The organism is Streptomyces sp. Ag109_G2-15 (assembly GCF_900215565.1).
Lineage (GTDB): Bacteria > Actinomycetota > Actinomycetes > Streptomycetales > Streptomycetaceae > Streptomyces > Streptomyces diastatochromogenes.
In genome coordinates, this window is the sequence record NZ_OCNI01000001.1 from 6,380,965 (window position 1) to 6,402,722 (window position 21,758).

At 73.5% G+C, this 21,758-nt stretch carries 19 protein-coding genes and 1 pseudogene; 4 read left to right on the plus strand and 16 right to left on the minus strand.

What is annotated here, in order from left to right; all coding sequences use genetic code 11:
- Window positions 1-31 precede the first annotated feature (31 nt).
- The 6 genes from CRP49_RS28790 to CRP49_RS28810 all read right to left on the minus strand — a co-directional run bounded on the left by CRP49_RS28790 (window position 32) and on the right by CRP49_RS28810 (window position 8,984).
- A complete protein-coding gene (locus CRP49_RS28790; protein WP_179851778.1) occupies window positions 32-1,474 on the minus strand; it encodes a GNAT family N-acetyltransferase in 1,443 nt (480 codons plus the stop codon).
- 123 nt (window positions 1,475-1,597) lie between these two features.
- Window positions 1,598-3,952: a DUF6493 family protein gene (locus CRP49_RS28795; RefSeq protein ID WP_306459751.1), complete on the minus strand. Its 2,355-nt coding sequence runs from the start codon at window positions 3,950-3,952 to the stop codon at window positions 1,598-1,600.
- Window positions 3,898-4,269, minus strand: coding sequence for a hypothetical protein (locus CRP49_RS48870; RefSeq protein WP_306459752.1), 372 nt, complete (start codon window positions 4,267-4,269; stop codon window positions 3,898-3,900). The genes CRP49_RS28795 and CRP49_RS48870 overlap by 55 nt, the downstream gene beginning before the upstream one ends.
- Window positions 4,266-5,672: an SWIM zinc finger family protein gene (locus tag CRP49_RS28800; RefSeq protein WP_097255971.1), complete on the minus strand. Its 1,407-nt coding sequence runs from the start codon at window positions 5,670-5,672 to the stop codon at window positions 4,266-4,268. The genes CRP49_RS48870 and CRP49_RS28800 overlap by 4 nt, the downstream gene beginning before the upstream one ends.
- A gap of 186 nt (window positions 5,673-5,858) precedes the next feature.
- Entirely contained in the window at window positions 5,859-7,445 is a 1,587-nt protein-coding gene (locus CRP49_RS28805; RefSeq protein ID WP_097255972.1) for an alkaline phosphatase, read from the minus strand.
- A gap of 108 nt (window positions 7,446-7,553) precedes the next feature.
- Window positions 7,554-8,984: a PLP-dependent aminotransferase family protein gene (locus tag CRP49_RS28810; RefSeq protein ID WP_097255973.1), complete on the minus strand. Its 1,431-nt coding sequence runs from the start codon at window positions 8,982-8,984 to the stop codon at window positions 7,554-7,556.
- A gap of 47 nt (window positions 8,985-9,031) precedes the next feature.
- Here CRP49_RS28810 and CRP49_RS28815 point away from each other — a divergent pair.
- Window positions 9,032-9,817: pseudogene (locus tag CRP49_RS28815) on the plus strand (EamA family transporter); the annotation flags it as partial.
- 144 nt (window positions 9,818-9,961) lie between these two features.
- Here CRP49_RS28815 and CRP49_RS28820 read toward each other — a convergent pair.
- Window positions 9,962-10,792, minus strand: a complete 831-nt coding sequence (locus CRP49_RS28820) for an alpha/beta fold hydrolase (protein ID WP_097255974.1) — start codon at window positions 10,790-10,792, stop codon at window positions 9,962-9,964.
- 105 nt (window positions 10,793-10,897) lie between these two features.
- The gene (locus CRP49_RS28825; protein WP_097255975.1) at window positions 10,898-11,551 is read right to left on the minus strand and encodes an NADPH-dependent F420 reductase; all 654 of its coding nucleotides are present in this window, start codon (window positions 11,549-11,551) and stop codon (window positions 10,898-10,900) included.
- A gap of 121 nt (window positions 11,552-11,672) precedes the next feature.
- On the opposite strand from CRP49_RS28825, the gene CRP49_RS28830 reads away from it, so the two are divergent.
- The gene (locus tag CRP49_RS28830; protein ID WP_097255976.1) at window positions 11,673-12,557 is read left to right on the plus strand and encodes an RNA polymerase sigma-70 factor; all 885 of its coding nucleotides are present in this window, start codon (window positions 11,673-11,675) and stop codon (window positions 12,555-12,557) included.
- Window positions 12,558-12,817: 260 nt separating this feature from the next.
- Window positions 12,818-13,579 carry a GntR family transcriptional regulator gene (locus tag CRP49_RS28835; RefSeq protein WP_097255977.1) on the plus strand — a complete coding sequence of 254 codons (762 nt, stop codon included), beginning with the start codon at window positions 12,818-12,820 and terminating at the stop codon, window positions 13,577-13,579.
- Window positions 13,580-13,668: 89 nt separating this feature from the next.
- Here the strand turns inward: CRP49_RS28835 and CRP49_RS28840 are convergent, their stop codons facing one another.
- Window positions 13,669-14,826: an ROK family transcriptional regulator gene (locus CRP49_RS28840; RefSeq protein WP_097255978.1), complete on the minus strand. Its 1,158-nt coding sequence runs from the start codon at window positions 14,824-14,826 to the stop codon at window positions 13,669-13,671.
- Between the two features lie 200 nt (window positions 14,827-15,026).
- Between CRP49_RS28840 and CRP49_RS28845 the strand changes: the two genes are divergently transcribed.
- Window positions 15,027-15,470, plus strand: a complete 444-nt coding sequence (locus CRP49_RS28845; protein ID WP_097257584.1) for a hypothetical protein — start codon at window positions 15,027-15,029, stop codon at window positions 15,468-15,470.
- Here CRP49_RS28845 and mug read toward each other — a convergent pair.
- The 7 genes from mug to CRP49_RS28880 all read right to left on the minus strand — a co-directional run bounded on the left by mug (window position 15,431) and on the right by CRP49_RS28880 (window position 21,754).
- Complete coding sequence (mug, locus tag CRP49_RS28850) at window positions 15,431-16,021, minus strand: G/U mismatch-specific DNA glycosylase (RefSeq protein WP_179851926.1); 591 nt, start codon at window positions 16,019-16,021, stop codon at window positions 15,431-15,433. The genes CRP49_RS28845 and mug overlap by 40 nt on opposite strands.
- Window positions 16,018-17,460, minus strand: a complete 1,443-nt coding sequence (gene purB / locus CRP49_RS28855; RefSeq protein WP_097255980.1) for an adenylosuccinate lyase — start codon at window positions 17,458-17,460, stop codon at window positions 16,018-16,020. Before purB ends, mug begins: the two co-directional genes overlap by 4 nt.
- Window positions 17,461-17,519: 59 nt before the next feature.
- A complete protein-coding gene (locus CRP49_RS28860; RefSeq protein WP_097255981.1) occupies window positions 17,520-17,876 on the minus strand; it encodes a DUF4326 domain-containing protein in 357 nt (118 codons plus the stop codon).
- A 10-nt stretch (window positions 17,877-17,886) separates the two neighbouring features.
- On the minus strand, window positions 17,887-18,675 hold the full coding sequence (locus tag CRP49_RS28865) for an SGNH/GDSL hydrolase family protein (RefSeq protein WP_097255982.1): 789 nt from the start codon (window positions 18,673-18,675) through the stop codon (window positions 17,887-17,889).
- Window positions 18,676-18,753: 78 nt separating this feature from the next.
- On the minus strand, window positions 18,754-19,767 hold the full coding sequence (locus CRP49_RS28870; protein WP_097255983.1) for a hemolysin family protein: 1,014 nt from the start codon (window positions 19,765-19,767) through the stop codon (window positions 18,754-18,756).
- Window positions 19,764-21,182 (minus strand): hemolysin family protein, encoded by a 1,419-nt coding sequence (locus CRP49_RS28875; protein ID WP_097255984.1) that lies wholly within the window; start codon window positions 21,180-21,182, stop codon window positions 19,764-19,766. Before CRP49_RS28875 ends, CRP49_RS28870 begins: the two co-directional genes overlap by 4 nt.
- Window positions 21,183-21,328: 146 nt before the next feature.
- Entirely contained in the window at window positions 21,329-21,754 is a 426-nt protein-coding gene (locus CRP49_RS28880; RefSeq protein WP_097255985.1) for a GNAT family N-acetyltransferase, read from the minus strand.
- Window positions 21,755-21,758: the final 4 nt, after the last annotated feature.

Consider the following 21,758-nt stretch of genomic DNA (forward strand, 5'->3'; position numbering starts at 1 on the left):
AACCGCCGGGCCGTCCGTCCGCCGAGCCGGCTCAGTCGCGCCGCGCCGTACCGCCGAGCCGCTCCCCGCTGCCGTCGTACGGCGCCCGGACCGCCACCGGGGCGGTGTCCAGGCGGGCCGTGATGACCAGGGTGCCCTCCTCGATCTGGTAGTCCAGGGGCAGCCCCAGACCGCGCATCGCCGCGACCATCCCGGTGTTGGAGGCCTGCGTCACGGCGTAGACGCTCTCGCAGCCCGCCTCCACCGCCATCGCCACCAGGCGGCCGAGCAGCTCGGCTCCGATACCGCGCCGCTGCCAGTCGTCCTCGATCAGCAGCGCGACCTCGGTCTCGTCGCCGTCCCACAGCAGATGCCCGAGCCCGACGATCCGGCCCGAGGTGGTCTGCGCGGCCAGCGTCCGCCCGAAGCGGGGGCTGAGCAGGTGGTTCAGATAGCGCTCGGCGTCCCCGACCGGCCCGTGGTACCGCATGTCGAGGGTGCGCTTCGAGCACCGCTCGTGCATCGCCCTGGCCGCCGCCAGGTCACCGGTGTCCACCCGGCGCACGGCGATGTCGTCGCCCTCCGGCAGCGTCAGCACGTCCTGGCCCCGCGGGATCCGCGGACCCAGCCGGCTGTCCAGCTCCACGAGGGCCCTGGCCCGCGCGAACTCGGTCGGCGTGAACGGCAGATACGGCCGCTCCACGGTGAGCACGCCGCCCTCCGGCGCCCGCAGCCGCATCACGGTGTCCTCGAGGACCCCCTCGACCGGCACGGGCTCCGGCCCGCGACCCCCGCCGACCGGCGTGGCGGGCAGCGAGCGGATCGTGCACCGGCCCAGCAACTGCCGTAGCGCCAGCGGCAGCTCCGCCGCGTCCAGCGCGGTGCGCGCCGCGAGGCCGAGGACCCGGGTGGGGGCGTCCACCAGGTCGTGGGCGTCGGCCCGCTCGATCCAGGTGGACGTGCCGCCGGCCAGCGAGACCGCCCGGCTGATCTCGGCCCCCGTCAGCGCTTCGGGCGCCCGCAGCAGGAACTCGTCGACCGTGCCGTCGCCCAGCGGATGCGTCTGCAGGCTCAGGATGTCGACCCGCCGCCCGGCCAGCGCCGTGCACAGCGCGGCCAGCGAACCGGGCTCGTCCTTCACCGTCGTCCGCATCCGCCACAGCGTGCCGGCCCCGGCCACGTCCTGTGCGTCCGGCTCCTGCGCGGGCCCGGCCGACCGCGTCTCGGCGGTCGGCCGGGCACCGGTATCGTCGGCCGGCGGTGCGTGCCCGTGGCGCCGTGCCCACCAGGTGTGGAAGCCCGCCGTCGCGGCCAGCACGATCGCCGAGATCACCAGCAGCGCCGGACCGTCGGGCCCGTGTCCGATGAGGTTCGCCACCCCGTCCGCCACCGCAACGGCCGTGAACAGGGCGGCGAGTTCGACGAGGTCCCGCCGCCAGTGGTGCACGGGCCGTCCGTGCTTCGCGCGGGTCACTTGAGACATGTCTGGAGTCATGCACTCACTGTGAAGGAACGGTGTTGCGTGATCACGAACGGTTTGTGACCGATGGGTAAAGCATGCTTCCGCCCTTTTTGTTGCACTTTCTACTGTTGCGGTGGGCGGTCATTCTGGTCCGACTCAGGCGGCCACCTCCTCGGCGAGCGCGTCCCGCAGCCGCCGCGCGTGGACGACCAGACGGGAGGAGCCGCCACGGGCGGCGGTCTCCGCCAGGTGCGGCACCTCTCCGTGCGCCCCGGACCGCTCGGCGCACTCCGCCGCCACGGCCAGCAGGTCCCCGAGACCCCGGGCCGCCACGGCCGCCGCCTCCGGGCGGGCGGTCGTCAGAGCGGCCAGCGGAACGGGCAGGGCGTGCCGGAGCAGCTCCCATATCGTCGCATTGGCTCCCGTGGCCGCCGCCGTCCGCGCCGACTCGGCCAGCCGCTGCGGCTTCACCGCACCACGCCCCACCAGCTCACCCAGATCCGTGCCCAGCCGCGCCGCGTCGAGCTGCCCCTGCGCGGCGAGCACCAGCAAGGCGTCCACGGCGGCGAGCCGGTCCTCCTGGTGCCGGGCGCCGAGCCCGTACGCCACGCACAGGTGCACGGCCTCGCCCGCCGCGCCGCCGGACTCGGCGAGCAGCGGAAGGACGGCGGCACCGCGCTCGTCCTCGACGGCCGTGTCGGCCAGATCGTGCAGAATCCGGGCCGCGACCAGCTCCCGCCGCTCCGGGAGCACGGCGAGCCAGTGCCGGCGTGCTCCATGGTTCCAGTGGTGGCAGTGCCAGCGGTCGGAGAAGACCGACAGCGGCCGGCCGAGCCGATGGAACTCCTGCGGGAAACCGTCCTGCAACTCGGGGAGTTCGGCCAGCTCCAGCAGGATCCGCACCCCCTTGGTGCGCCGTCTGGCCTCGGGCAGGGTGGCGTTGGTGCCGCCCAGCCAGCGGGCCAGCCGTACGCCCTCCGGAGTGCCGAGCGCTCTGGCCCGCCCCGCCGCCTCCTCGGCCGCCGCACGGTCGTCCCTGCGCACCCGGAGCAGGGCCTGGGCGAAGTCGGTCGCGCAGACCCGGGCGTCCAGGCGCCGGTACTCGGCGAGGCGATCCACCAGCTCCATCGGCTCCAGCAGGCCCGTGCTCCAGGTGGGCGTGGCGAGCAGCAGCGGAATCGGTTCCGTGCGCAGGCGGTAGGCCACCTCGCGGAGCCGGGCGTCGAGGACGCGGGAGAGGCCGCTGTGTGCGCACTCGTGTTCGCTCGGCCCGCGCCGTACCGCGTTGAGGAGTGTGGCCGTGCGTACCTTGCCGTGCAGGGTCGCGAGGAGCAGCTCGAGGCCTTCCTCGGCGTTGAAGAGGCCGTAGCGGGCGTTGCTGAACATGTCGTCCGTGCGCGGCCACTGCTGGTGCTCGTCGCCGGCCCACCAGCGGTTCGCGATCACCGGGACGAGCGCCTCGCGCAGCGCGTCCGGGTCCTGGTACGTGTGCCGCACCAGACCGTCCAGCGCCCGCTCGAACGCTGCCACGTCACCCTCGGAGGCCAGCAGCGCCCCCACCTCTTCGGCCACTTCCTCGGGCGTCAGCGGCGCGGGCTCCAGCCGCACCGGCTCCGGGGCGGGCGGCAGGACGTCTTCGTGCACCACCTCGGGCTCGGCCGCCGCGACGCCGAGCGCGGCGGCCGCCCGCACACGCAGCGCAGGGCTCAACTGCTGGGCGGAGTAGGCGAGTTCGTCACGTACCTCGGTCGAGTCGAGCTTCCGCACGTGCCGTTCGACGAGCTTGAGCGCCCGCTCCTGCACCTGGGTGTCCTCGTGCCCGAACGCCTGGGCCACGACCGGCAGCAGCTCCGCCGCCGTGCCGGGGTCGCGGGAGAGCACCTTGCCGAGCAGGACGAGCTGGGCCCGCACGAGCTTCTTCTCGCTGCGGAACAGCAGCCCTTCGGAGGCCTCGGCCAGCTGCCGCGAGGTCAGGCCGCCCTCCAGCGCCAGGCCGGTGAGCACCGCCTGTGCGTGCGAGGCGACGGGGGAGACCGCGTCACGCGACAGCGCCGTCCAGTCGGGGATCCGCGCCCGCTCCTCCTCCCGGGTGAGCGCGAGTTCCGTCAGCATCGGCAGGAAGATCCGGTGGTCGGTGGGGCCACCGCCGCGCAGCAGCCGGGCGACACAGGCGTCGACCAGGAACTCACGGTCCAGGGAACCCTCTTGGGCGAGTGCCGCGAGGGCGCTCTGCCAGGAGCCCGGTCCCTCGCCGAGCAGCCAGCGGACCTCGGCGAGAACCGAGAGCGTGAACAGCCCGCCGAGCAGCGCGGCGAGGCTCGGCTCGCCGCGCAGCCGGTGGGCGACGCCGTCCCGGGGCCAGCTGCCGTCGCCGATGCTGATGTGCCGGATCCAGCCGGTCACATAGGCGTCGGTCACCGGGACCTCGCAGCCCGACCGGCTCACCAGCCCCGCCATCAGGTCGTACGGCACCCGCGCGGACACCGGTCGCTGGGCCAGCCGGTGCGCCACATCGGCCAGCCAGCCCGTGTCCCGGTCCCCAGCACCCGAAGGAGTGACTCCGTGGGCGCCTGTCGCCACCGCAGGTCGCTCGCCGCGAGCCAGGCGGCGGCCGCCGCCGCTCCCGTGTGGCAGGCGGCCCCGGCCAGGTGCAGCGCCGGGCGGACCCGCTCCGACCGGTCCTCCCACGGCGGGACGGCCCGCAACTCCTTGCGCAGCTCCTTCAACCCCGGCAGCGACGCGCGCCGTTCGGTCGCCGTCATGCCCTCCACCAGCCGCAGCGTCTCCGCCGTACGCCCGGCCCGTACCGCCTCCATCAACGCACTCATCGCACACCCCCGTAGATCGCTGCCATGTCCTGTCCCACCGCGGCGCCCCGCCGCACCATCCGCACCGCCAGCGCGTGCTTGCACGGCCCGCGTCCGCCCCGGTACTTCGCCCACCACAGACAGCTGCAGGTGAGCACCCCCGCCTCGTCCCGCACCCGGTGCACATGTCCGTCCTCCGCGGTCACCGTGGCCAGGGCGCCGTCGAGGGTCACCGCGCCCGCCGCCACCAGGGCTCTGGCCGAGCGCAGTCGCGGATTGTGCTTCTCGACGCGCTCGGCGTCGTAGGGCAGCTCCCGGTGGAAGTAGGCCGCCTCCGCCGTGTCGTATCCGACGCGGCCCGAGGTGCCGAGACGGACCAGGGCGGCACGCACCCGCTCGGGCGTGAGGCCCGAGGCGGCCGCCAGGTCGGCCACGTCGATGCGGGGCTCCCACGCCAGCAGCACGGCGATCAGCTCGGCGTCCCCGGCTGTCTCCTCGGTGGCGAGCGCGTCCAGGACACCGCCCTCGCCGGAGAAGCCGCGCGAGGCGTCCGGCGACAGCGTGAGCGTGAGCCGCATGCCGGGCAGGGCGACCTCCCAGGCGGCGGCCGTACTCGCCGTACCGCCGACCACGGGGCCGTACATCCTGAGGGCCGTCGCATGCCGCAGCACCCGCTGCAGCGCGGCCAGCCGCTCCGGACCCGGCAGGCACACCGCGCCCGGCACCGGCCGCGTCGTCGGCCGCAGCCCGCGGCCCACCGGCACCACCCAGCGCGGTCCGCCCGAGGCCCGCCGTGCCCCGCCCGCCCTCGGCAGCCCGCGCAGGAACCGCACCGCCTCGTCCGCCGACAGCTCGGCCCGCAGATCGAACCCGGCCGCGATCACCTGGGCCTCGGCGAAGCCGCGCAGCCACCGGTCGGGCAGCGGGACCTTCTTCTCCACCACCGGGCCGTCCAGCGTGGTGACCGCCAACTCGTCCGGGCCGACCCGCAGATGGAGCGGATCGTCCGTGCCGATCCGGGACAGGGCCTCGCGCAGCGGGTTGTTGACGTCGACGTTCGTCGTCCCGTGCCCCACCTCGCCGCCGTCGAGACCCGGGGTGAGGACGTCCAGCCGGGCGTACACCCCGCCGCAACCGGAGAAGGACTCGAAGCGCAGCCGGTCGCCGTTACCGGTCACCACCGGGTCGAGCGAGGCGCGCAGCTGCGGCTGGTAGTAGCGCGCGGCCGCCACGTCGGCCACCGCCAGCAGCGCCGCCGAGGCCACCTGAGGCGAGGTCAGAAAGCCTGCGAAGAACCGCGGATGGTCCTCCACACCCGTGGGCGTCGCGCCCCGGGACGTTTCCAGCCCGAGGCGGCGCCCGTCCGCCGCGGACTCGAGTGCGGAGGGCCGGCGATAGGCCACGGCCTGCAGTGATCGCGTCATGGAAAAGACCGTAGAGGCGACCACTGACAATCGGCCTGACCTGTGAAAACACCCGCCCGGCCGAGGAGTTGGCGGACAGGGACCGTGCCGCGCATCGGGAGATGACGCCGGTGCGCGGCACGGCTTCGAGCGTACGGGACCCGGCGGCCCCGCGATGCCCTACTGGCCGACCCGGCCCGGCTGCAGCTACTGGCCGACCCGGCCCGGCTGCAGCGTCTGCGTGAACAGCACCGTGCCGTCCTGCTCGCGCAGCCGTACCGTCAGTTCGCCGGTGTCGCCGTCGATGTCGACCTCGCCGAAGAACTGGTAGCCGCCGGCGGGCGAGACGTTCGACGCGGTCGGCGCCTTCACGAACACCCGCTCCGGACCGAACGTGTTGTCCAGCGCGTTGGCCGGGAACGCACCGGCGTTCAGCGGTCCGGAGACGAACTCCCAGAACGGCTCGAAGTCCGTGAAAGCGGCCCGCGCCGGCTGGTAGTGCTGGGCCGAGGTGTGGTGCACGTCCGCCGTCAGCCACAGCGTGCCGGTGATCCGCCGGTGCTTGATGAAGCGCAGCAGCTCGGCGATCTGCAGCTCACGGCCCAGCGGCGCGCCGGGGTCGCCCTGCGCCACCGCCTCGAAGTTCGGCTTGCTCTCCATCGGATCGGGCACCACGAGGCCGAGCGGCATGTCGGCGGCCATCACCTTCCACACCGCACGCGACCGGGACAGCTCCCGCTTGAGCCACTCCAGCTGCTCCCGGCCGAGGATGCCCTGCGGGTCCACGGTCTGGTTGTCGGGCGAGTTGGCGTTGCGGTAGGTGCGCATGTCCAGCACGAACACGTCCAGCAGCGGGCCCTGGTGCAGCACGCGGTAGACGCGGCCCTCCTCGGCGCCCGGGCGCAGCGTCGAGATCGGGAAGTACTCGCTGAACGCCCGCCGGGCGCGCGCCGCCAGCACGTCGATGCTCTTCTCGGTGTACCGGGTGTCGGTGGAGGCGATCACCTCGCCCGGGTACCAGTTGTTGCGGACCTCGTGGTCGTCCCACTGGATGACGGACGGCACCTGGGCGTTGAACCGCTTCAGGTTCTCGTCGAGCAGGTTGTAGCGGAAGTTGCCCCGGTACTCGGCGAGCGTCTCGGCGACCTTCGCCTTCTCCTCGGTGGTGATGTTCCGCCAGGTGCTGCCGTCCGGCAGCGCCTGGGTGGCGCTGATCGGGCCGTCGGCGTAGATGTTGTCGCCGCTGCACAGGAAGAAGTCCGGGTCCAGCTTCGCCATCGCGTCGTAGATCCGGTAGCCGCCGACGTCCGGGTTGATGCCCCAGCCCTGGCCGGCCAGGTCGCCCGACCACAGGAAACGCACGCCGTCGCGGCGGTGCCGGGAGGCGGTGCGGAAGGTGCCGGTCACGGGCTCACCGGTGCGGCGCTGGTCGTCCGGGTCGGCGAGCAGCACGCGGTAGTGGATCTGCTCGCCGGACGGCAGGCCGTGCAGCCGGGTGGTGCCGGTGAAGTCCGTGTCGGCGCCCAGCAGCGGGCCGTGCCATCTGCGCGGGCTGCGGAACGACTCGGTGGCCGAAGTCTCCACGATCATCCGGGCCGGCCGGTCCGAACGCACCCACACCAGGCCCGAGTCGGCGGTCACGTCACCCGTCTGCACGCCCCAGCCCGCCTTGGGGCGGCCGGAGAGGGCGAACGCCGGTGCCGCGCCGAGGCCCGCGGGCAGGGTCAGGGCCGCCGACGCGGCGAGGGAGCCGCGCAGCACGCTGCGGCGGCCGGGGAAGGGACGGTGGGACATGGCTGCGCCTCCAGGAACGGGATCCGGCCAGTGTGCAGAGCCACACCTACTGGGGCGCTGCGGCGCGCACGCAAACCGCAAGTGAACAACCGGACGCCGGGCCGGGGGTCAGCCGTCGAGCGCCTCCGCCATCAGGCGCAGGCCGGCCCGGATCCGGGCCGGCGGCAGATGGGCGTACCCGAGCACCAGCCGCACACCGCCGTCACCGGTACGCGCGTGCGTGCAGGCGCTCAGCGGCCGTACGGCGATGCCGGCGTCGGTGACCCGCTCCAGGAAGTCGCCCTCCGGACCGTACCGTTCGGGCAGTTCGGCGATGACGTGCAGGCCCGCGGCGATCCCGGACACCCGCGCCTCGGGGAAGTGCTCGGCCAGGGCGCCGACCAGGGCGTCGCGCCGCTCCCGGTAGGCACGCTGGCAGCGGCGCAGCTGCCGGTCGTAGTCGCCGCGCTCCAGGAAGTGCGCGAACAGCGCCTGATCGAGCGAGGGATGGCCGAGGTCCATGGTCCGTTTGCGCTCCACGACCTCCTGCGCCAGGGCCGTGGGTACCAGCAGCCAGCCCAGCCGCAGCCCGGGAGCGAGGGACTTGCTGACCGAGCCCATGTAGGCGACGCGTTCCGGATCGAGCCCCTGGAGGGCGCCCACGGGGGCGCGGTCGTAGCGGAAGTCCCCGTCGTAGTCGTCCTCCAGTACGAGGCCGTCCACCGACCGCACCCAGTCGAGCAGTTCGGCACGCCGCCGCGCCGAGTACGCGATCCCGGTGGGGTACTGGTGGGCGGGCGTCGTCACCACGGCCCGTACCCCGGACGCGCGCAGCGGGCCGAGGGCCAGGCCGTCCTCGTCCAGCGGCAGCGGTACGGTGCCCAGGCCGGCCGCCGCGTACAGGCCGTCGTGCTGCGGACTGCCCGGGTCCTCGACCCCGATCGTGCGCATCCCGCGCGCGTGGAGCACGGATCCGACCAGGGCGCTCGCCTGGGCGACACCGGAGACGACCACGATCCGCTCCGGGTCGGCCACCACGCCCCGGCGGCGGGCGAGCAGTCCGGCGAGCGCCGTGCGCAGCCGGGGCAGCCCGCGCGGATCCGGGTAGCCGAGGTCGTGGTGCGGCAGCTCCGCCAGCACGGCGCGCTGTACGGCGGCCCAGGCGGCCCGCGGGAACAGCGACAGGTCCGGAGACCCCGGGACGAAGTCGGCCCGGGTGCCGGGGGACCGGGGAGCGAGGTCCCGCGCGCGGGGCCGGGCCGCCCGTACCGCGTCGCCCACCCACGTTCCCGCACCCCGGCCGCTGCGCAGATACCCCTCGGCCGTCAACTGCTCGTACGCCTCCGTGACCAGGCCCCGGGACACGCCGAGGTCGGCGGCGAGGTCCCGGCTGGACGGCAGCCGGGTGCCCGGCGCGAGCCGGCCCGAGCGGATCGCCTCGCGCAGCGCCGCCTGGAGCGCACGGCCGCGCGCGCGTGCCGGTGCCGAGGCCGCGGGCAGCAGCAGCTCCCACGCGGCGGAGCCCGTGAGACCGGCCGCATTGGTCCCCGATGACGTCATGGAAATGGACCTTAAACCGGACCGCGCCGCTTCCTAGCGTCTCGGTCATGAAAGCCACCACCCGCGGCGCTCTCCTCGCCGCACTCGCCTGTGTGCTCGTCGGCGGGTCCTTCACCGCCAACAGCGTCCTGGGCCACTACCCGTACGCCGGCGGCCAGTTCCTGCGCTACGCGCTGGCCTGCCTGCTGCTCGCCCCGCTCGCCGGACGGGACGCCGGCCTGCGGCTGCGCGCGCTGGGCGCCCGCCAGTGGCTGCGCCTCGCGCTGCTGGCGGCCGTCGGCATGGTCGGCTTCAACCTGGCCGTCATCGCCGCCGAACGCGGCGCGGAACCCGCGGTCCCGGGTGTCTTCGTCGGCTGCGCACCGGTCGTGGTGGCCGTCCTCGTCCCGCTCCTCGACGGGCGCCGCCCGCAGCGTGCGGTGCTGCACGGCGCGCTGCTCGTCGCCGCCGGCGCGTTCACCGTGCAGGGCTGGGGGCGTACGGACGGGGCCGGGATCGCGTTCTCGGCGTGCGGGCTGGGCGGTGAGGTGGGGTTCGCGGTCCTCGCCGTGCCGGTACTGCGGCCGCTCGGGCCGCGCCTGCTGTCCGCGACGGTGTGCGCCGTCGCCGCCGTCGAGGCCGCGCTCGCCGGCGCGGTCCTGGACGGCGGAGCGTGGCTGCGCCGTCCCGACGCCACGGAGACCGCCGCGCTGCTGTGGCAGGCGGCGGTCGTCACCGTGATCGGGTTCGTGTGCTGGTACATGGGCATGCAGCGGCTCGGGGCGGAGCGCGCCACGCTCTTCTCCGGGCTCATCCCGGTGGCCGCCGCCTGTACCGCCCCGCTCGTCGGCACTGGCTCCTACGGGCCCGCGCAGGCCGCGGGCAGCGCCCTGGTGGGCGCCGGGGTCGCCCTCGGCTCCGGCGCGCTGGGCCCCGTCGGCGGACACCCGCTCGCCGCGCGACGCCCCGTACGTCGGCGCCGGTCCGCGGCTGCCGTCTCAGCGGCTGCCGTCGAGGATCACACGGGCGACCAGCGCCGGGTCGTCGTTCATCGGGCAGTGCCCGCAGCCGGGCAACCGCACCAGCCGGGCGTGGGGGATGATCGTCTTGGCGCGGACGCCCTGGCGGCGCACGAGGAGCCGGTCCCGGGTGCCCCAGCCCACGGTGACCGGCAGGCCCGGCAGATTGTCCGTGAACTGGACGGTGCTGCCCGATCGCAGGGTCGCGTCGAAACCGGTGGCCCCCGCGAGCGCGAGCGTCTCGGCGACCACGGCCTCGGGTGAACGACGGGCGGGGCGGCCGTAGATGGTGCTCGTCAGCGCGGTGCGCCCGGCCGCCGTGCGCGACAGCCGCTCCACCAGGGGCAACGGGAGCCGCTGCGCGATGCCCCGCATCGTGAGAAGCAGCGCGAAGGCGTAGCGCCGCTCGGGCTGTGTCCAGAACCCGGCCGGGGAGAGTGCCGTGACGGACCGTACGCGCTTCTCGCGGCCCAGCTCCAGGGCCAGCAGGCCGCCCAGCGAGTTGCCGGCCACGTGCGGGCGGTCCAGCTCCAGCGCCTCGAACAGGGCGCCGAGCACGGAGTTGGTGGTGGGCAGGTCGTAGGCCAGGCCGGCCGGCAGGCCGGGGGACGCGCCGAAGCCCGGCAGGTCCACGGCGATGACGTCGCGCTCGGTCGCGAGGATGTCCACCACCGGGTCCCAGGCCTGCCGGTGGTGGCCGATGCCGTGCAGCAGGACCAGCGGTTCACCGCGTCCCACGCGCGCGTAGGAGACGGTCACGTCCTTCGGGCCGTGCGGAGTGGGGACCGTGAAGGAGACGGTGGCGGACATGGGGTGCTCCTCGTCTGGGCTGCTGACGGACGCCGTAGACAGCTTGTCAGCAATTGCTACCGACGGGTAGCCCCTTGGGGCCGGGCCGCCGCGCCCACGTCGTCCTCAATGCTCCCGGCGCACCTCGAAGTTGAAGTCCGCGTGGCCGAACTTCTGGAAGAGGGTGAACCACAGCGGCAGCAGCATCTCCACGGCCCGCGCCGACCGGACACCGCCCAGGTCCAGCACCCGCTCGGCCGGCCAGCCGAACTCCCCGAGCAGCTCCGTCACCTGCCGCTTGGCGCCGGCGTCGTCACCGCTCACGAACAAATTGTGCTCGCCCGGCACCCGCCCCGGAGCCACCATCACCTGGCAGTTGACCGTGTTCAGCGTCTTCACCACGCGCGCGCGTGGGAACGCCCGCTGGATCTGCTCGGCCACGCTGTCCGACTCCACCGGGTCCAGCCGCAGCTGACCGTCGTCGAACGCCACGGGATTGCAGATGTCCACCACGACCTTGCCGTCCAGGTGCTCCGCTCCCGCGGCCCGAAGGGCGTCGAGCGCCACCCGGCCGCCCACCGCGTTCACGACCACGTCGGCCGCCGCGGCCGCGTCCGCGAACGAACCCGCGTGCGCGCGGCCGCCCGCGGCCGTGGCCCACTCCACCGCGACCGGATTGTCCTTCGTCCGCGACCCGAGGGTCACGTCGTACCCCAGCTCCACCAGCCGGCCGGCCAGCGTGCGGCCCACCTCGCCCGTGCCCAGCACCGCGTAGCGCATCGGTCACCTCCCGGACCCCGGCCGCCGGCCACCGGCGGTCCGCGGACATTGTGATCCGGACCAGTACGGAACGGGCCGATTCCACCTGGACACCGCCGGGCGTGTCGGCTGGGATGGGACGGTGAGCGCCGACACCGTGACCGACGTCTTCGAAGAGCACCGGCCCTTCCTCATGGGCGTCGCCTACCGCATGCTCGGCCGCGTGGCCGACGCCGAGGACGTGGTCCAGGACGCCTGGCTGCGCTGGTCCCGCGCCGACCGCGAGGAGGTCCGCGAACCCCGCGCCTACCTCGTGCGCATCACCACCCGGCTGGCCATCGACCGGCTGCGCCAGGTGCGGGCCCGCGGCGAGGCGTACGTCGGCCCGTGGCTGCCCGAGCCGTATGCCACCGACTTCGCCGACGCCGTCCCCGACACCGCGGACCGCGCCCTGCTCGCCGATTCCGTCTCCCTTGCCGTGCTCGTTGTGCTGGAGTCGCTGTCGCCGCTGGAGCGGGCCGTCTTCGTCCTCAGGGAGGCCTTCGGCTACCCGTACGCCGAGATCGCCGCCCTGCTCGACCGCGGTGAGCCGGCCGTACGGCAGCTCGCCGGGCGGGCCCGCCGGCACGTCGAGGAGCGGCGGCCGCGGTACGAGGTCGACCCCGCCCAGCGCCGGGACCTGACCGAACGCTTCCTCGCGGCCGCGGCCGAGGGGGACCTCGAGGGGCTGATGGCCCTGCTCGCCCCCGACGTCCGGCTGGTCGCCGACAGCGGTGGCAAGGCGAAGGCGCCGGTGCGGATCCTGCACACCGCGGACAAGGTGGGCCGCTTCCTCGTCGGCATCGCCGGAAAGGGCGTGCTCGACCTGTCCTTCCGCCTCGTCGAGGTCAACGGCGGTCACGCTGTGCTCACCCTGTCGGGGGACAAGCCCGACAGCGTCTTCCAGGTGGACGTCGCCGACGGCCACATCACCACCGTGTACATCATCCGCAACCCCGACAAGCTGCGGTCCCTGGCCGGCCACTGAGCCGTACCACCCCGAAAGCCCTCGTCGTACGGCGAGGGCTTTGCCGCGATGTCACCCATGCGGCCGCGTACGAACGCCTCATGGCCGCGTACGAACGCCTCGTGAACGCTCCACGGCGCCGCCCCTGTCCATTGCCCCAGGGATCGAGGATTGGTCTTGACCAAGGGTGACGGCCGCCCTATGGTCGCAGATAAGTGCAACAACCTTTAATAAACAAGGGCGCTAAAAACCGCCGGACCACGGCTCTTGCGGAGGACAGGGTGGGGACCACGCAGCTGGAATCGGTGCCGGAACCGAAGTACTGGCATCTCAAGACCGTGCTCACCGAGGCACTGGACTCGGAGTTCTCGGTCGGCGAGATCCTGCCCAACGAGCGCGACCTCGCCGCCCGCTTCGGCGTGGCCCGAGCCACGCTCCGCCAGGCCCTGGAACAGCTGGAGCTGGAGGGACGGCTGCAGCGCCGCCGCGGTGTCGGCACGACCGTCGCACCCCCGCGCGTGGGCGTGGCCGTCGGCACCGAGCAGCACGCCTGGCCGGGGGCCGGCGACGACGCCTGGCAGCCGGTCGACTGCGACCAGTCCGCGCCGCCCGCGGCCGTCGCCGCCGCCCTGGAGACCGCCTCCGGCGAGACCGTGCACATCGTGCGCCGCTCCCGGATGTCCCACGGCCAGCTCGTGGCCACCGAGCTGCTCTACGTCCCGGCCGCCTCGGTGCCCGACCTGACCGGGATCGACGCCCCGTCCGGCCCGGCACGCGCGCGTGCGGTGCTGCGCGAGCTGCAGCGCCAGGAGCTGGAGGGCCAGGACCGCGCCGTCGAGCTGGGCTCGGCCCGCGCGGACGACGCCAAGGACCTCGACCGGCTGCCCGGCGCTCCCGTCCTGGTCGTCACCACCCGCTTCTTCGCCGGGGGCCGTACCGCGGCGCTCTCCGTGGCGACCTACCGCGCCGACACCTGCCGGCTCACCTTCGGCGACTCGCCCGACGTGGAGATACACCACGACCCCGAGCAGCGGGCCTCCTGACTCCTGGGCTCTGCTCGACCATCCTGAACCCCAGGGCCTCTCCGGCCCTTCCCGCCGCGCCCCGGAACTCCGCCGGGGCGCGCCGGGTCTCACCGCCGTGCCGTCGCCGTTCCCTCCACTGCGAACAGCTGCTCCTCGACGTGGTCCAGGGCCAGGCGCAGCGCCCCCGTGGCCACGGCCGCCTCACCCAGCAGGGACAGGGCCACCCGGGGCGGGCGCAGGCAGTAGCGGGCGAGTTCGCGGCGCAGCGGATCGAGGACGCCGTCCAGGCCGGCCGCCCAGCCGCCGATCACGACCAGCTCCGGGTCGAGGGCCAGCACCAGCGCGGCCACGTCGTGGACGAGCCGCTGGATGAACCGCTCGACGGCCGCCCGCGCGCGCTGATCGCCCTTCCGGGCGAGCGCGAACACCTCGGCGACCGCCTGCTCGTCCAGCGGGTGCAGCGGCTCGTCGGTGGTGGACAGCAGCGTCTCCGGAGTCACCTCCCGGCCCAGCAGATGCAGCGCGCCGATCTCCCCGGCCGCCCCGCCGTACCCCCGGTGCAGCCGTCCGCCGATCAGCGAACCCGCGCCCGGACTGAGCCCGGCCAGCACGAACACCACGTCGTCCGTCTCCGTCGCCGCACCCTTCCAGTGCTCGGCGACGGCCGCCGCGTTGGCGTCGTTCTCCACCAGTACCGGGCACTTGAAGGAGCGGCTGAGCCGCTCGCCGAGCTTCAGGCCCGTCCACTGCGGCAGGGCCGTGCCCAGCCGTACCGTGCCGTCGGCCTCCACGATGCCCGGTGTGCCCACGCCCACCGCCCGCAGCGAACTGCGCGCGACCCCGGCCCGGCGCAGCAGCTCGGCGACCGCGCCGCGCAGCCGCTCCAGCCGCTCGTCCGCCTCAGCCGTCTCGTCCACCTCTTTGGCCTGCGAGCCCAGTACCCGTCCGTCCAGGTCGGACAGGAGCGCGGCGACCCGGTGGGCGCCGATCTCCAGGCCCAGCAGATGCCCGGCCTCGGCGCGGAACCGGAACCGGCGGGCGGGTCGCCCCTGGCGGCGGGCGGTGCCCTCCTCGGCCGCCTTCTCGACCACGAGCCCCGCCTCGATCAGCCCTTCCACGACCCCTTCGACGGTCGGCCGGGACAGACCGGTGACCCGGGTGATCTCGGTGAGCGTCGCGCAGTCCGTGGCCCGCAGCGCGTGCAGCACCACCGCGGAATTGATCCTTCGCAGCAGCGAGGGATCGCCGCCGGTCAGCTGCCCCACCGTCCGTCCTCCCAGCTCGCGGGCGTGTTGGGCGGATCGTACTCGGCCGGGCCCACCCCGGCGAGTGCCGGGCTCCTGCGGCCCGGCGCGAGGAGGCCTGACGGCCCGGCACAGGCATGCCTGACGGCCCGGCACAGGCATGCCTGACGGCCCGCCAATTGTCAGTGGCGCCCGCTTTACTGGATCACATGGACAACCACATGGACATCGCGAAGTGCCTGACCCTCATCGACCTGCTGTGCGCCCGGGAGTTCCCCACGGCACACGGCAGGACGGAGCACGGCGAGAGCGGGCCCGGCTACCACATGGTCGCCTTACAGACGAGCGGCGAGTTCTGGGAGGACGACGGCACGGACTGGCAGGAGACGGCGGCACAGTACGAGGCCGACCGGGACGGCCTCGCCGAGCGGCTCACCGACCGATGGGGGCCGCCGCAGCACTTCAGCCTGCGCGGCGTCTTCGGCCGGACGATGCAGGGCGAGGACATAGCCGAGCCGTGGGCCGAACTCAGCGCACACGTACCGGACGTCCACCTGTGGGAGGCGGCCGAGTCGGGCCGCTGGGTCGCCCTCGGCGTCTCCCAGTGGGACACGGAGCTGCCCTTTCAACTCCTCGGCGTCGTGACCGAGAAGGATCCTCCCTGATCCGACGTGCCGCCCGCGGCCTCCCGCAGCAGCGCGTACTCCTCCGCCATCGTCGCCGCCGTCCAATGCGCGTTCAGCCCGCTGGGATTGGGCAGCACCCACACCCGCGTGTCCCCGATGGTCCGCTCCTGCGGCCCCACTTGAGCCTTGCGGTCCCCGAAGGCGGCCCGGTACGCGGTCACCCCGACCACGGCCAGCCACCTAGGCCGCCATCGCGTGACCTTGGCCGTCAGCAGCCGCCCGCCCTCCAGGTACTCCTCGGCGCTCAGCTCGTCGGCCCGCGCGGTCGCCCGCGCCACCACGTTCGTGATGCCCAGCCCGTACGCCGGCAGCTCCCGCTGCTCCGCGGGCTTCAGCAGTCTCGGGGTGAAGCCGGACAGGTGCAGCACCGGCCAGAAGCGGTTGCCCGGGCGGGCGAAGTGGTGGCCCGTGGCCGCCGTCATCAGCCCCGGGTTGATGCCGCAGAACAGCACATGGAGACCGTCCGCGACCACGTCGGGGACGAGACGGTCGCGGGCGGCCTCCAGTTCCGCCTGGGTGAAGCGCGTCAGAGGATCGCTCCCGGCGTGTAGCCGGCGGCCTCCGGGTGCTGCTTGACGATCTCCTCGATCCGGGCGACGACCACGCCGACCTGGGCTGCGGCCGCGCCGGTGAAGGACAGCTTGTCGGCCATCAGGGCCGCCAGCCGGTCCCGGTCGAGCGGCAGTCGCTCGTCGCCGGCGAGCTTGTCGAGCAGGTCGTTGCGCTCGGCGCCCTGCTCGCGCATCGCGAGCGCGGTGGCGACGGCGTTCTCCTTGATCGCCTCGTGGGCGACCTCGCGGCCGACCCCGGCGCGCACGGCGCCCATGAGCACCTTGGTGGTGGCGAGGAAGGGCAGGTAGCGGTCCAGCTCACGGGCGATCACGGCGGGGAAGGCGCCGAACTCGTCGAGCACCGTCAGGAAGGTCTCCAGCAGGCCGTCGAGGGCGAAGAAGGCGTCAGGAAGGGCCACGCGGCGCACCACCGAGCAGGAGACGTCGCCCTCGTTCCACTGGTCGCCCGCCAGCTCGCCGGTCATCGAGGCGTAGCCGCGCAGGATCACCATCAGGCCGTTGACGCGCTCGCAGGAGCGGGTGTTCATCTTGTGCGGCATCGCCGAGGAGCCGACCTGGCCCGGCTTGAAGCCCTCGGTGACCAGCTCGTGCCCGGCCATCAGCCGGATCGTCTTGGCCAGCGAGGACGGCGCCGCCGCCAGCTGCACCAGCGCGGTCACGACCTCGTAGTCCAGCGAGCGCGGGTAGACCTGGCCGACCGAGGTGAACGCCTGCGAGAAGCCCAGGTGCCGCGCGATCCGGTCCTCCAGCTCGGCGAGCTTCGACGCGTCCCCGCCCAGCAGGTCCAGCATGTCCTGCGCGGTGCCGACCGGGCCCTTGATGCCACGCAGCGGGTAGCGGCCGAGCAGCTCCTCGACGCGGCCGTGGGCGACGAGCAGCTCGTCGGCGGCGGTCGCGAAGCGCTTGCCGAGGGTCGTGGCCTGGGCGGCCACGTTGTGCGAGCGGCCGGCCATGACCAGCTCGGCGTACTCGCCGGCCAGCTTGCCCAGCCGCGCCAGCACGGCCACCGTACGGTCGCGCATCAGCTCCAGCGACAGCCGGATCTGCAGCTGCTCGACGTTCTCCGTCAGGTCACGGGAGGTCATGCCCTTGTGCACGTGCTCGTGCCCGGCGAGGTCGTTGAACTCCTCGATCCGCGCCTTCACGTCGTGCCGGGTGACCTTCTCGCGCTCGGCGATCGAGGCCAGGTCGACGGTGTCGAGGACGCGCTCGTAGTCGGCGATCGCCTCGTCCGGCACCTCGATCCCGAGGTCCTTCTGGGCCCGCAGCACGGCGAGCCAGAGCTGCCGCTCCAGCTTCACCTTCTGCTCGGGCGACCAGAGCGTGGCGAGCTCGGTGGAGGCGTAGCGTCCGGCGAGGACGTTCGGGATGCGGGGCTTGGCGGGCGCAGAAGTCACGTGTCCAGATTCTACTGGCGGTTTGTGCAGGCCAGCGCCACGGGGTTGTTCGGCGGATGCTACGAGAGCTGCGCCACTTCGTCCGTGTCGGCCAGTTCCGCCAGTACGTCGGCATGGCACAGCTCGGGCGCGCACCAGCAGGCCAGCGTCTTTCCGCGCAGGTCCGGTACCAGGTCCAGCAGCTCCGGCCGCTCCAGCAGATGGGCCCGGTACATCGCCATGACCTCGGCCCGGGTGCCGTCCCGCTTCCTCTTCGGGGTGTCGTAGGCGAACGGGTTGTACAGCGGGTGCCGGGGGAGGTCCCAGCCTCCCATGGTCCAGCGGCGGCCGACGTAGACCACCTCCGAAGGGGCGTGTTCCAGCCGGGGGCCGAACTCGTGGATCCGGCCCCTGACGTTGATCACCCGGGTGGCCATGGCAAGGACGCTACGCCTGCCCCTCGTACGGCAGCAGCTCCGGCCGCTTCGCCGGGCGGCCGTCGCCGGAGGAGCGGCCGGTCAGGCGGCGGCCGATCCACGGCAGCAGGTGCTGCTGGGCGAACCGGGCGTCCGCGACCCGCCGCGTCATCCAGCCCGGCGGCGGCGTGGCCGGCATCGGCGTGCGCCACTCGGTGTCCTCGGGCTCGTAGCCGAGCGTCTGCCAGACGGCCTCCGCGACCCGGCGGTGCCCTTCGGCCGTCAGATGCAGCCGGTCGACGTCCCACAGCCGCGGGTCGGCCAGCGAAGGCGCCCCGTACAGGTCCACCACCAGGGCGCCGTGCCGCTCGGCCAGCTCGTCGACGCAGGCGAACAGCTCCTCCATGCGGGGCCGGAACCGCTCCAGCACCGGGCCCTGTCGGCCGGGGCTGCGCATCAGCACGAGCTGCCGGCAGCCGGGTGCCAGCCGCTCGACGGCCTCCGTCAGCAGGCCCCGCACCCGGCCCATGTCGCACTTGGGCCGCAGCGTGTCGTTCAGCCCGCCGACGAGGGTGATCACGTCGGGGTTCGTGGCGACCGCCACGTCGATCTGCTCGTCCACGATCTGCCCGATGAGCTTGCCGCGTACCGCGAGGTTGGCGTACCGGAACCCGGGGGTGCGGGCGGCCATCCGCGTGGCGAGCAGGTCGGCCCAGCCCCGGTAGGAGCCGTCGGGCAGCCGGTCCGACATGCCCTCGGTGAAGGAGTCGCCGACCGCGACCAGGCTGGAGTACGTGGGAGATGTGGGATTCGTCTGCATGGCGACAGCGATGGTATCCCGGCTCCATACTTGCCGGTCGGTCACCCCGGTCCGTCACTCCGGTCGGTCCCGGACGGCTCACGCGGGCTGCGCGAACAGCTCCCGCAGTACGTCCTCCATGGTCACCAGTCCGGCCAGCCGCCCGTCGTCGCCGAGCACGCCCGCGAGGTGGGTACGGCTGCCCCGCATCGCGGTGAGCACGTCGTCCAGCGGGGTGCTTTCGCGCACCCGCGCGATGGGGCGCATGTCGCGCAGCCGGAACGCCGTGTCCCTCGGCAAGGCGTCCAGCGCGTCCTTGACGTGCAGATACCCCACGATCCGGCGGCCCTCGTCGACCACCGGGAACCGGGAGAAGCCCGAGTCGGCCGACAGCCGCTCCAGCTGTTCCGCCGTGACGCCCACGCGTGCGTACACGACCCGCTCCAGGGGCACGACGACGTCCCGTACCGGCCGTCTGCCCAGCTCCAGGGCGTCGTGCAGCCGCTCCTGCGCCCGGTCGTCGATCAGTCCCGCCGCGGTGGCGTCCTTGACGATCTCGGCGAGTTCGGTGTCGGTGAAGGTCGCCGTGACCTCGCCCTTGGCCTCCACCCTGAGCAGCTTCAGCAGCCCGTTGGCGAAGGCGTTGATCGTGAAGATCACCGGCCGCAGCGCCCGGGACAGCGCGACCAGGGGAGGGCCGAGCACCAGCGCGCTGCGCACGGGCTCGGCGAGCGCGATGTTCTTGGGCACCATCTCGCCCAGCAGCATGTGCAGATAGGTCGCCAGGGTCAGCGCGATCACGAAGGACACGGCGTGGCCCGCGCTCTTGGACACGCCGACCGCGTGGAACACCGGCTCCAGCAGATGCGCGATCGCCGGCTCGGCGACCACACCCAGGACCAGCGTGCACAGCGTGATGCCGAGCTGGGCGGCGGCCAGCAGTGCGGAGACGTGCTCCAGGCCCCACAGCACGCTCTTCGCGCGCCGGTCGCCCTCCTGCGCGAGCGGCTCGATCTGGGAGCGGCGCACGGAGATCAGCGCGAACTCGGCGCCGACGAAGAAGGCGTTGACGACCAGCGTCGCCAGACCGATCAGCAGCTGTACGGCGGTCATCGCGCCTCCTCCGTCTTTCCGTGGCTTCGCTCGGTCTTCCGGTCGCTCCGCCCGGTCCTTCGATCGCTTCGGCCGGTCTTCCCGTCGCCCCGTTCGGTGTCCTTCTCGTCGTCCAGCGGTGCGTGCAGCAGTACGCGGGCCGCCCGGCGCCCCGAGGCGTCCACCACGTCCAGCTGCCAGCCGCCCACCTCGACGCCGTCCCCGACCTCGGGTATGCGGCCCAGCTCGGTGGCGACCAGGCCGGCCAGGGTCTCGTACGGCCCCTCGGGCACGCGCAGACCCACGCGCGCGAGCTGGTCGGTGCGGGCGGCGCCGTCCGCGGAGTACAGGGCCCGGCCCTCGCCGTCGGCGCCGGCGGGGGCGAGGTCGGGCGTCTCGTGCGGGTCGTGTTCGTCCCGTACCTCGCCGACGACCTCCTCGACGATGTCCTCCAGCGTCGCGACGCCCGCCGTACCGCCGTACTCGTCGATGACGACGGCCATGGTCCGCTTGCCCGAGAGGCGGTCCAGCAGCCGGTCGACGGTGAGCGACTCGGGGACCAGCAGGGGCTCGCGCATCACCTGGGTGACCGAGCGGCGGGGCCGCTCGTCGGCGGGCAGGGCCAGGACGTCCTTGATGTGGGCGACGCCGACGACCGAGTCGAGGCTGCCGCGGTAGACCGGGAACCGGGACAGGCCCGTCGCCCGGGTCGCGTTCGCCACGTCCTCGCAGGTCGCCTGGGTGTCGAGGGCGACGACCTGGACGCGCGGGGTCATCACGTTCTCCGCGGTGAGGTCGGCCAGGTTCAGCGTCCGGACGAACAGCTCGGCGGTGTCCGGCTCCAGCGCGCCCGCCTTGGCGGAGTGCCGGGCGAGGGCCGCCAGCTCCTGGGGCCCGCGCGCGGAGGCCAGCTCCTCGGCGGGCTCGAGGCCGAATCGGCGCACCATGTGGTTGGCCGTGTTGTTGAGGTGTGTGATGAAGGGGCGGAAGACGGCGCTGAACCAGCGCTGCGGGTTGCCCACCCGCTTGGCCACGGCCAGCGGCGAGGAGATCGCCCAGTTCTTCGGCACCAGCTCGCCGACCACCATCAGGAACACCGTCGACAGGGCCGTGCCCAGCACCAGTGCGACCGAACTCGCCGTGGTGGACGACAGACCCATCGCCTCCATGGGTCCGGCGAGCAGCTTGGCGATCGACGGCTCGGAGAGCATGCCGACCACCAGGTTGGTGACCGTGATGCCGAGCTGTGCGCCGGAGAGCTGGAAGGTCAGGTTCCGCACGGCCTTCAGGGCGCCGGCCGCGCCGCGCTCGCCGCGCTCGACGGCCCGCTCCAGCTCGCCGCGCTCGACCGTGGTCAGCGAGAACTCGGCCGCCACGAAGGCGCCGCAGGCCAGCGAGAGCAGGATCGCCACCAGAAGGAGCAGCACTTCGGTCATCGGGTCACCACCCCTGTCCCATGATCGGACAGGGCGGGGCGGAACGCGCGGTGTCGCGGACTGGGAGGATCGCCCATGGGCGGACGCTCACAACCTTTCGTCGAGGGCCGAGTACTCCCCCAATGGTAAAGGATGAGCAAAGTGCCCTAGTCGGCGAGCGGCTTCACCCAGCGGCGCCACTGCTCCTCCGGCGTGTACCCGGCCGCCCGCCAGGCGTGCTGCGCGGTCTCGTTGCGGACCAGCACCATCGCGTCCCCGCGCCGCCCCCCGAGCCGTACGAATCGCTCCTCCGCGGCGGTCAGAAGCGCCGAGCCGATGCCCTGCCGCCGCCGCTCCGGATGCACCGCGAGCCGGTACAGATGGCAGCGCCAGCCGTCGAAGCCCGCGATCACCGTGCCGACCAGCTCGCCCGCCAGCTCGGCGAGGATCAGCGCCTCGGGATCGCGGGTGACCAGCTGCTCCACTCCGTCGCGGTCGTCGCTGATGCTGGTGCCCTCGGCGGCCGTCTTCCAGAAGGCGAGGACGGCGTCCAGGTCGGCGGGCCGGGCGGAACGTATACGCGGTTCGATCATGGAC

Coding starts and splice junctions, on each gene's coding strand:
- CRP49_RS28860 (WP_097255981.1), bottom strand. CDS start 17,876: ATGGCCACCCGGGTGATCAACGTCAGGGGCCGGATCCACGAGTTCGGC.
- CRP49_RS28875 (WP_097255984.1), bottom strand. CDS start 21,182: ATGACCGAAGTGCTGCTCCTTCTGGTGGCGATCCTGCTCTCGCTGGCC.
- CRP49_RS28810 (WP_097255973.1), bottom strand. CDS start 8,984: ATGACGTCATCGGGGACCAATGCGGCCGGTCTCACGGGCTCCGCCGCG.
- CRP49_RS28825 (WP_097255975.1), bottom strand. CDS start 11,551: ATGCGCTACGCGGTGCTGGGCACGGGCGAGGTGGGCCGCACGCTGGCC.
- CRP49_RS28820 (WP_097255974.1), bottom strand. CDS start 10,792: ATGTCCGCCACCGTCTCCTTCACGGTCCCCACTCCGCACGGCCCGAAG.
- CRP49_RS48870 (WP_306459752.1), bottom strand. CDS start 4,269: ATGAGTGCGTTGATGGAGGCGGTACGGGCCGGGCGTACGGCGGAGACG.
- CRP49_RS28790 (WP_179851778.1), bottom strand. CDS start 1,474: ATGACTCCAGACATGTCTCAAGTGACCCGCGCGAAGCACGGACGGCCC.
- CRP49_RS28870 (WP_097255983.1), bottom strand. CDS start 19,767: ATGACCGCCGTACAGCTGCTGATCGGTCTGGCGACGCTGGTCGTCAAC.
- CRP49_RS28865 (WP_097255982.1), bottom strand. CDS start 18,675: ATGCAGACGAATCCCACATCTCCCACGTACTCCAGCCTGGTCGCGGTC.
- CRP49_RS28880 (WP_097255985.1), bottom strand. CDS start 21,754: ATGATCGAACCGCGTATACGTTCCGCCCGGCCCGCCGACCTGGACGCC.
- CRP49_RS28800 (WP_097255971.1), bottom strand. CDS start 5,672: ATGACGCGATCACTGCAGGCCGTGGCCTATCGCCGGCCCTCCGCACTC.
- CRP49_RS28805 (WP_097255972.1), bottom strand. CDS start 7,445: ATGTCCCACCGTCCCTTCCCCGGCCGCCGCAGCGTGCTGCGCGGCTCC.
- CRP49_RS28845 (WP_097257584.1), top strand. CDS start 15,027: ATGGACATCGCGAAGTGCCTGACCCTCATCGACCTGCTGTGCGCCCGG.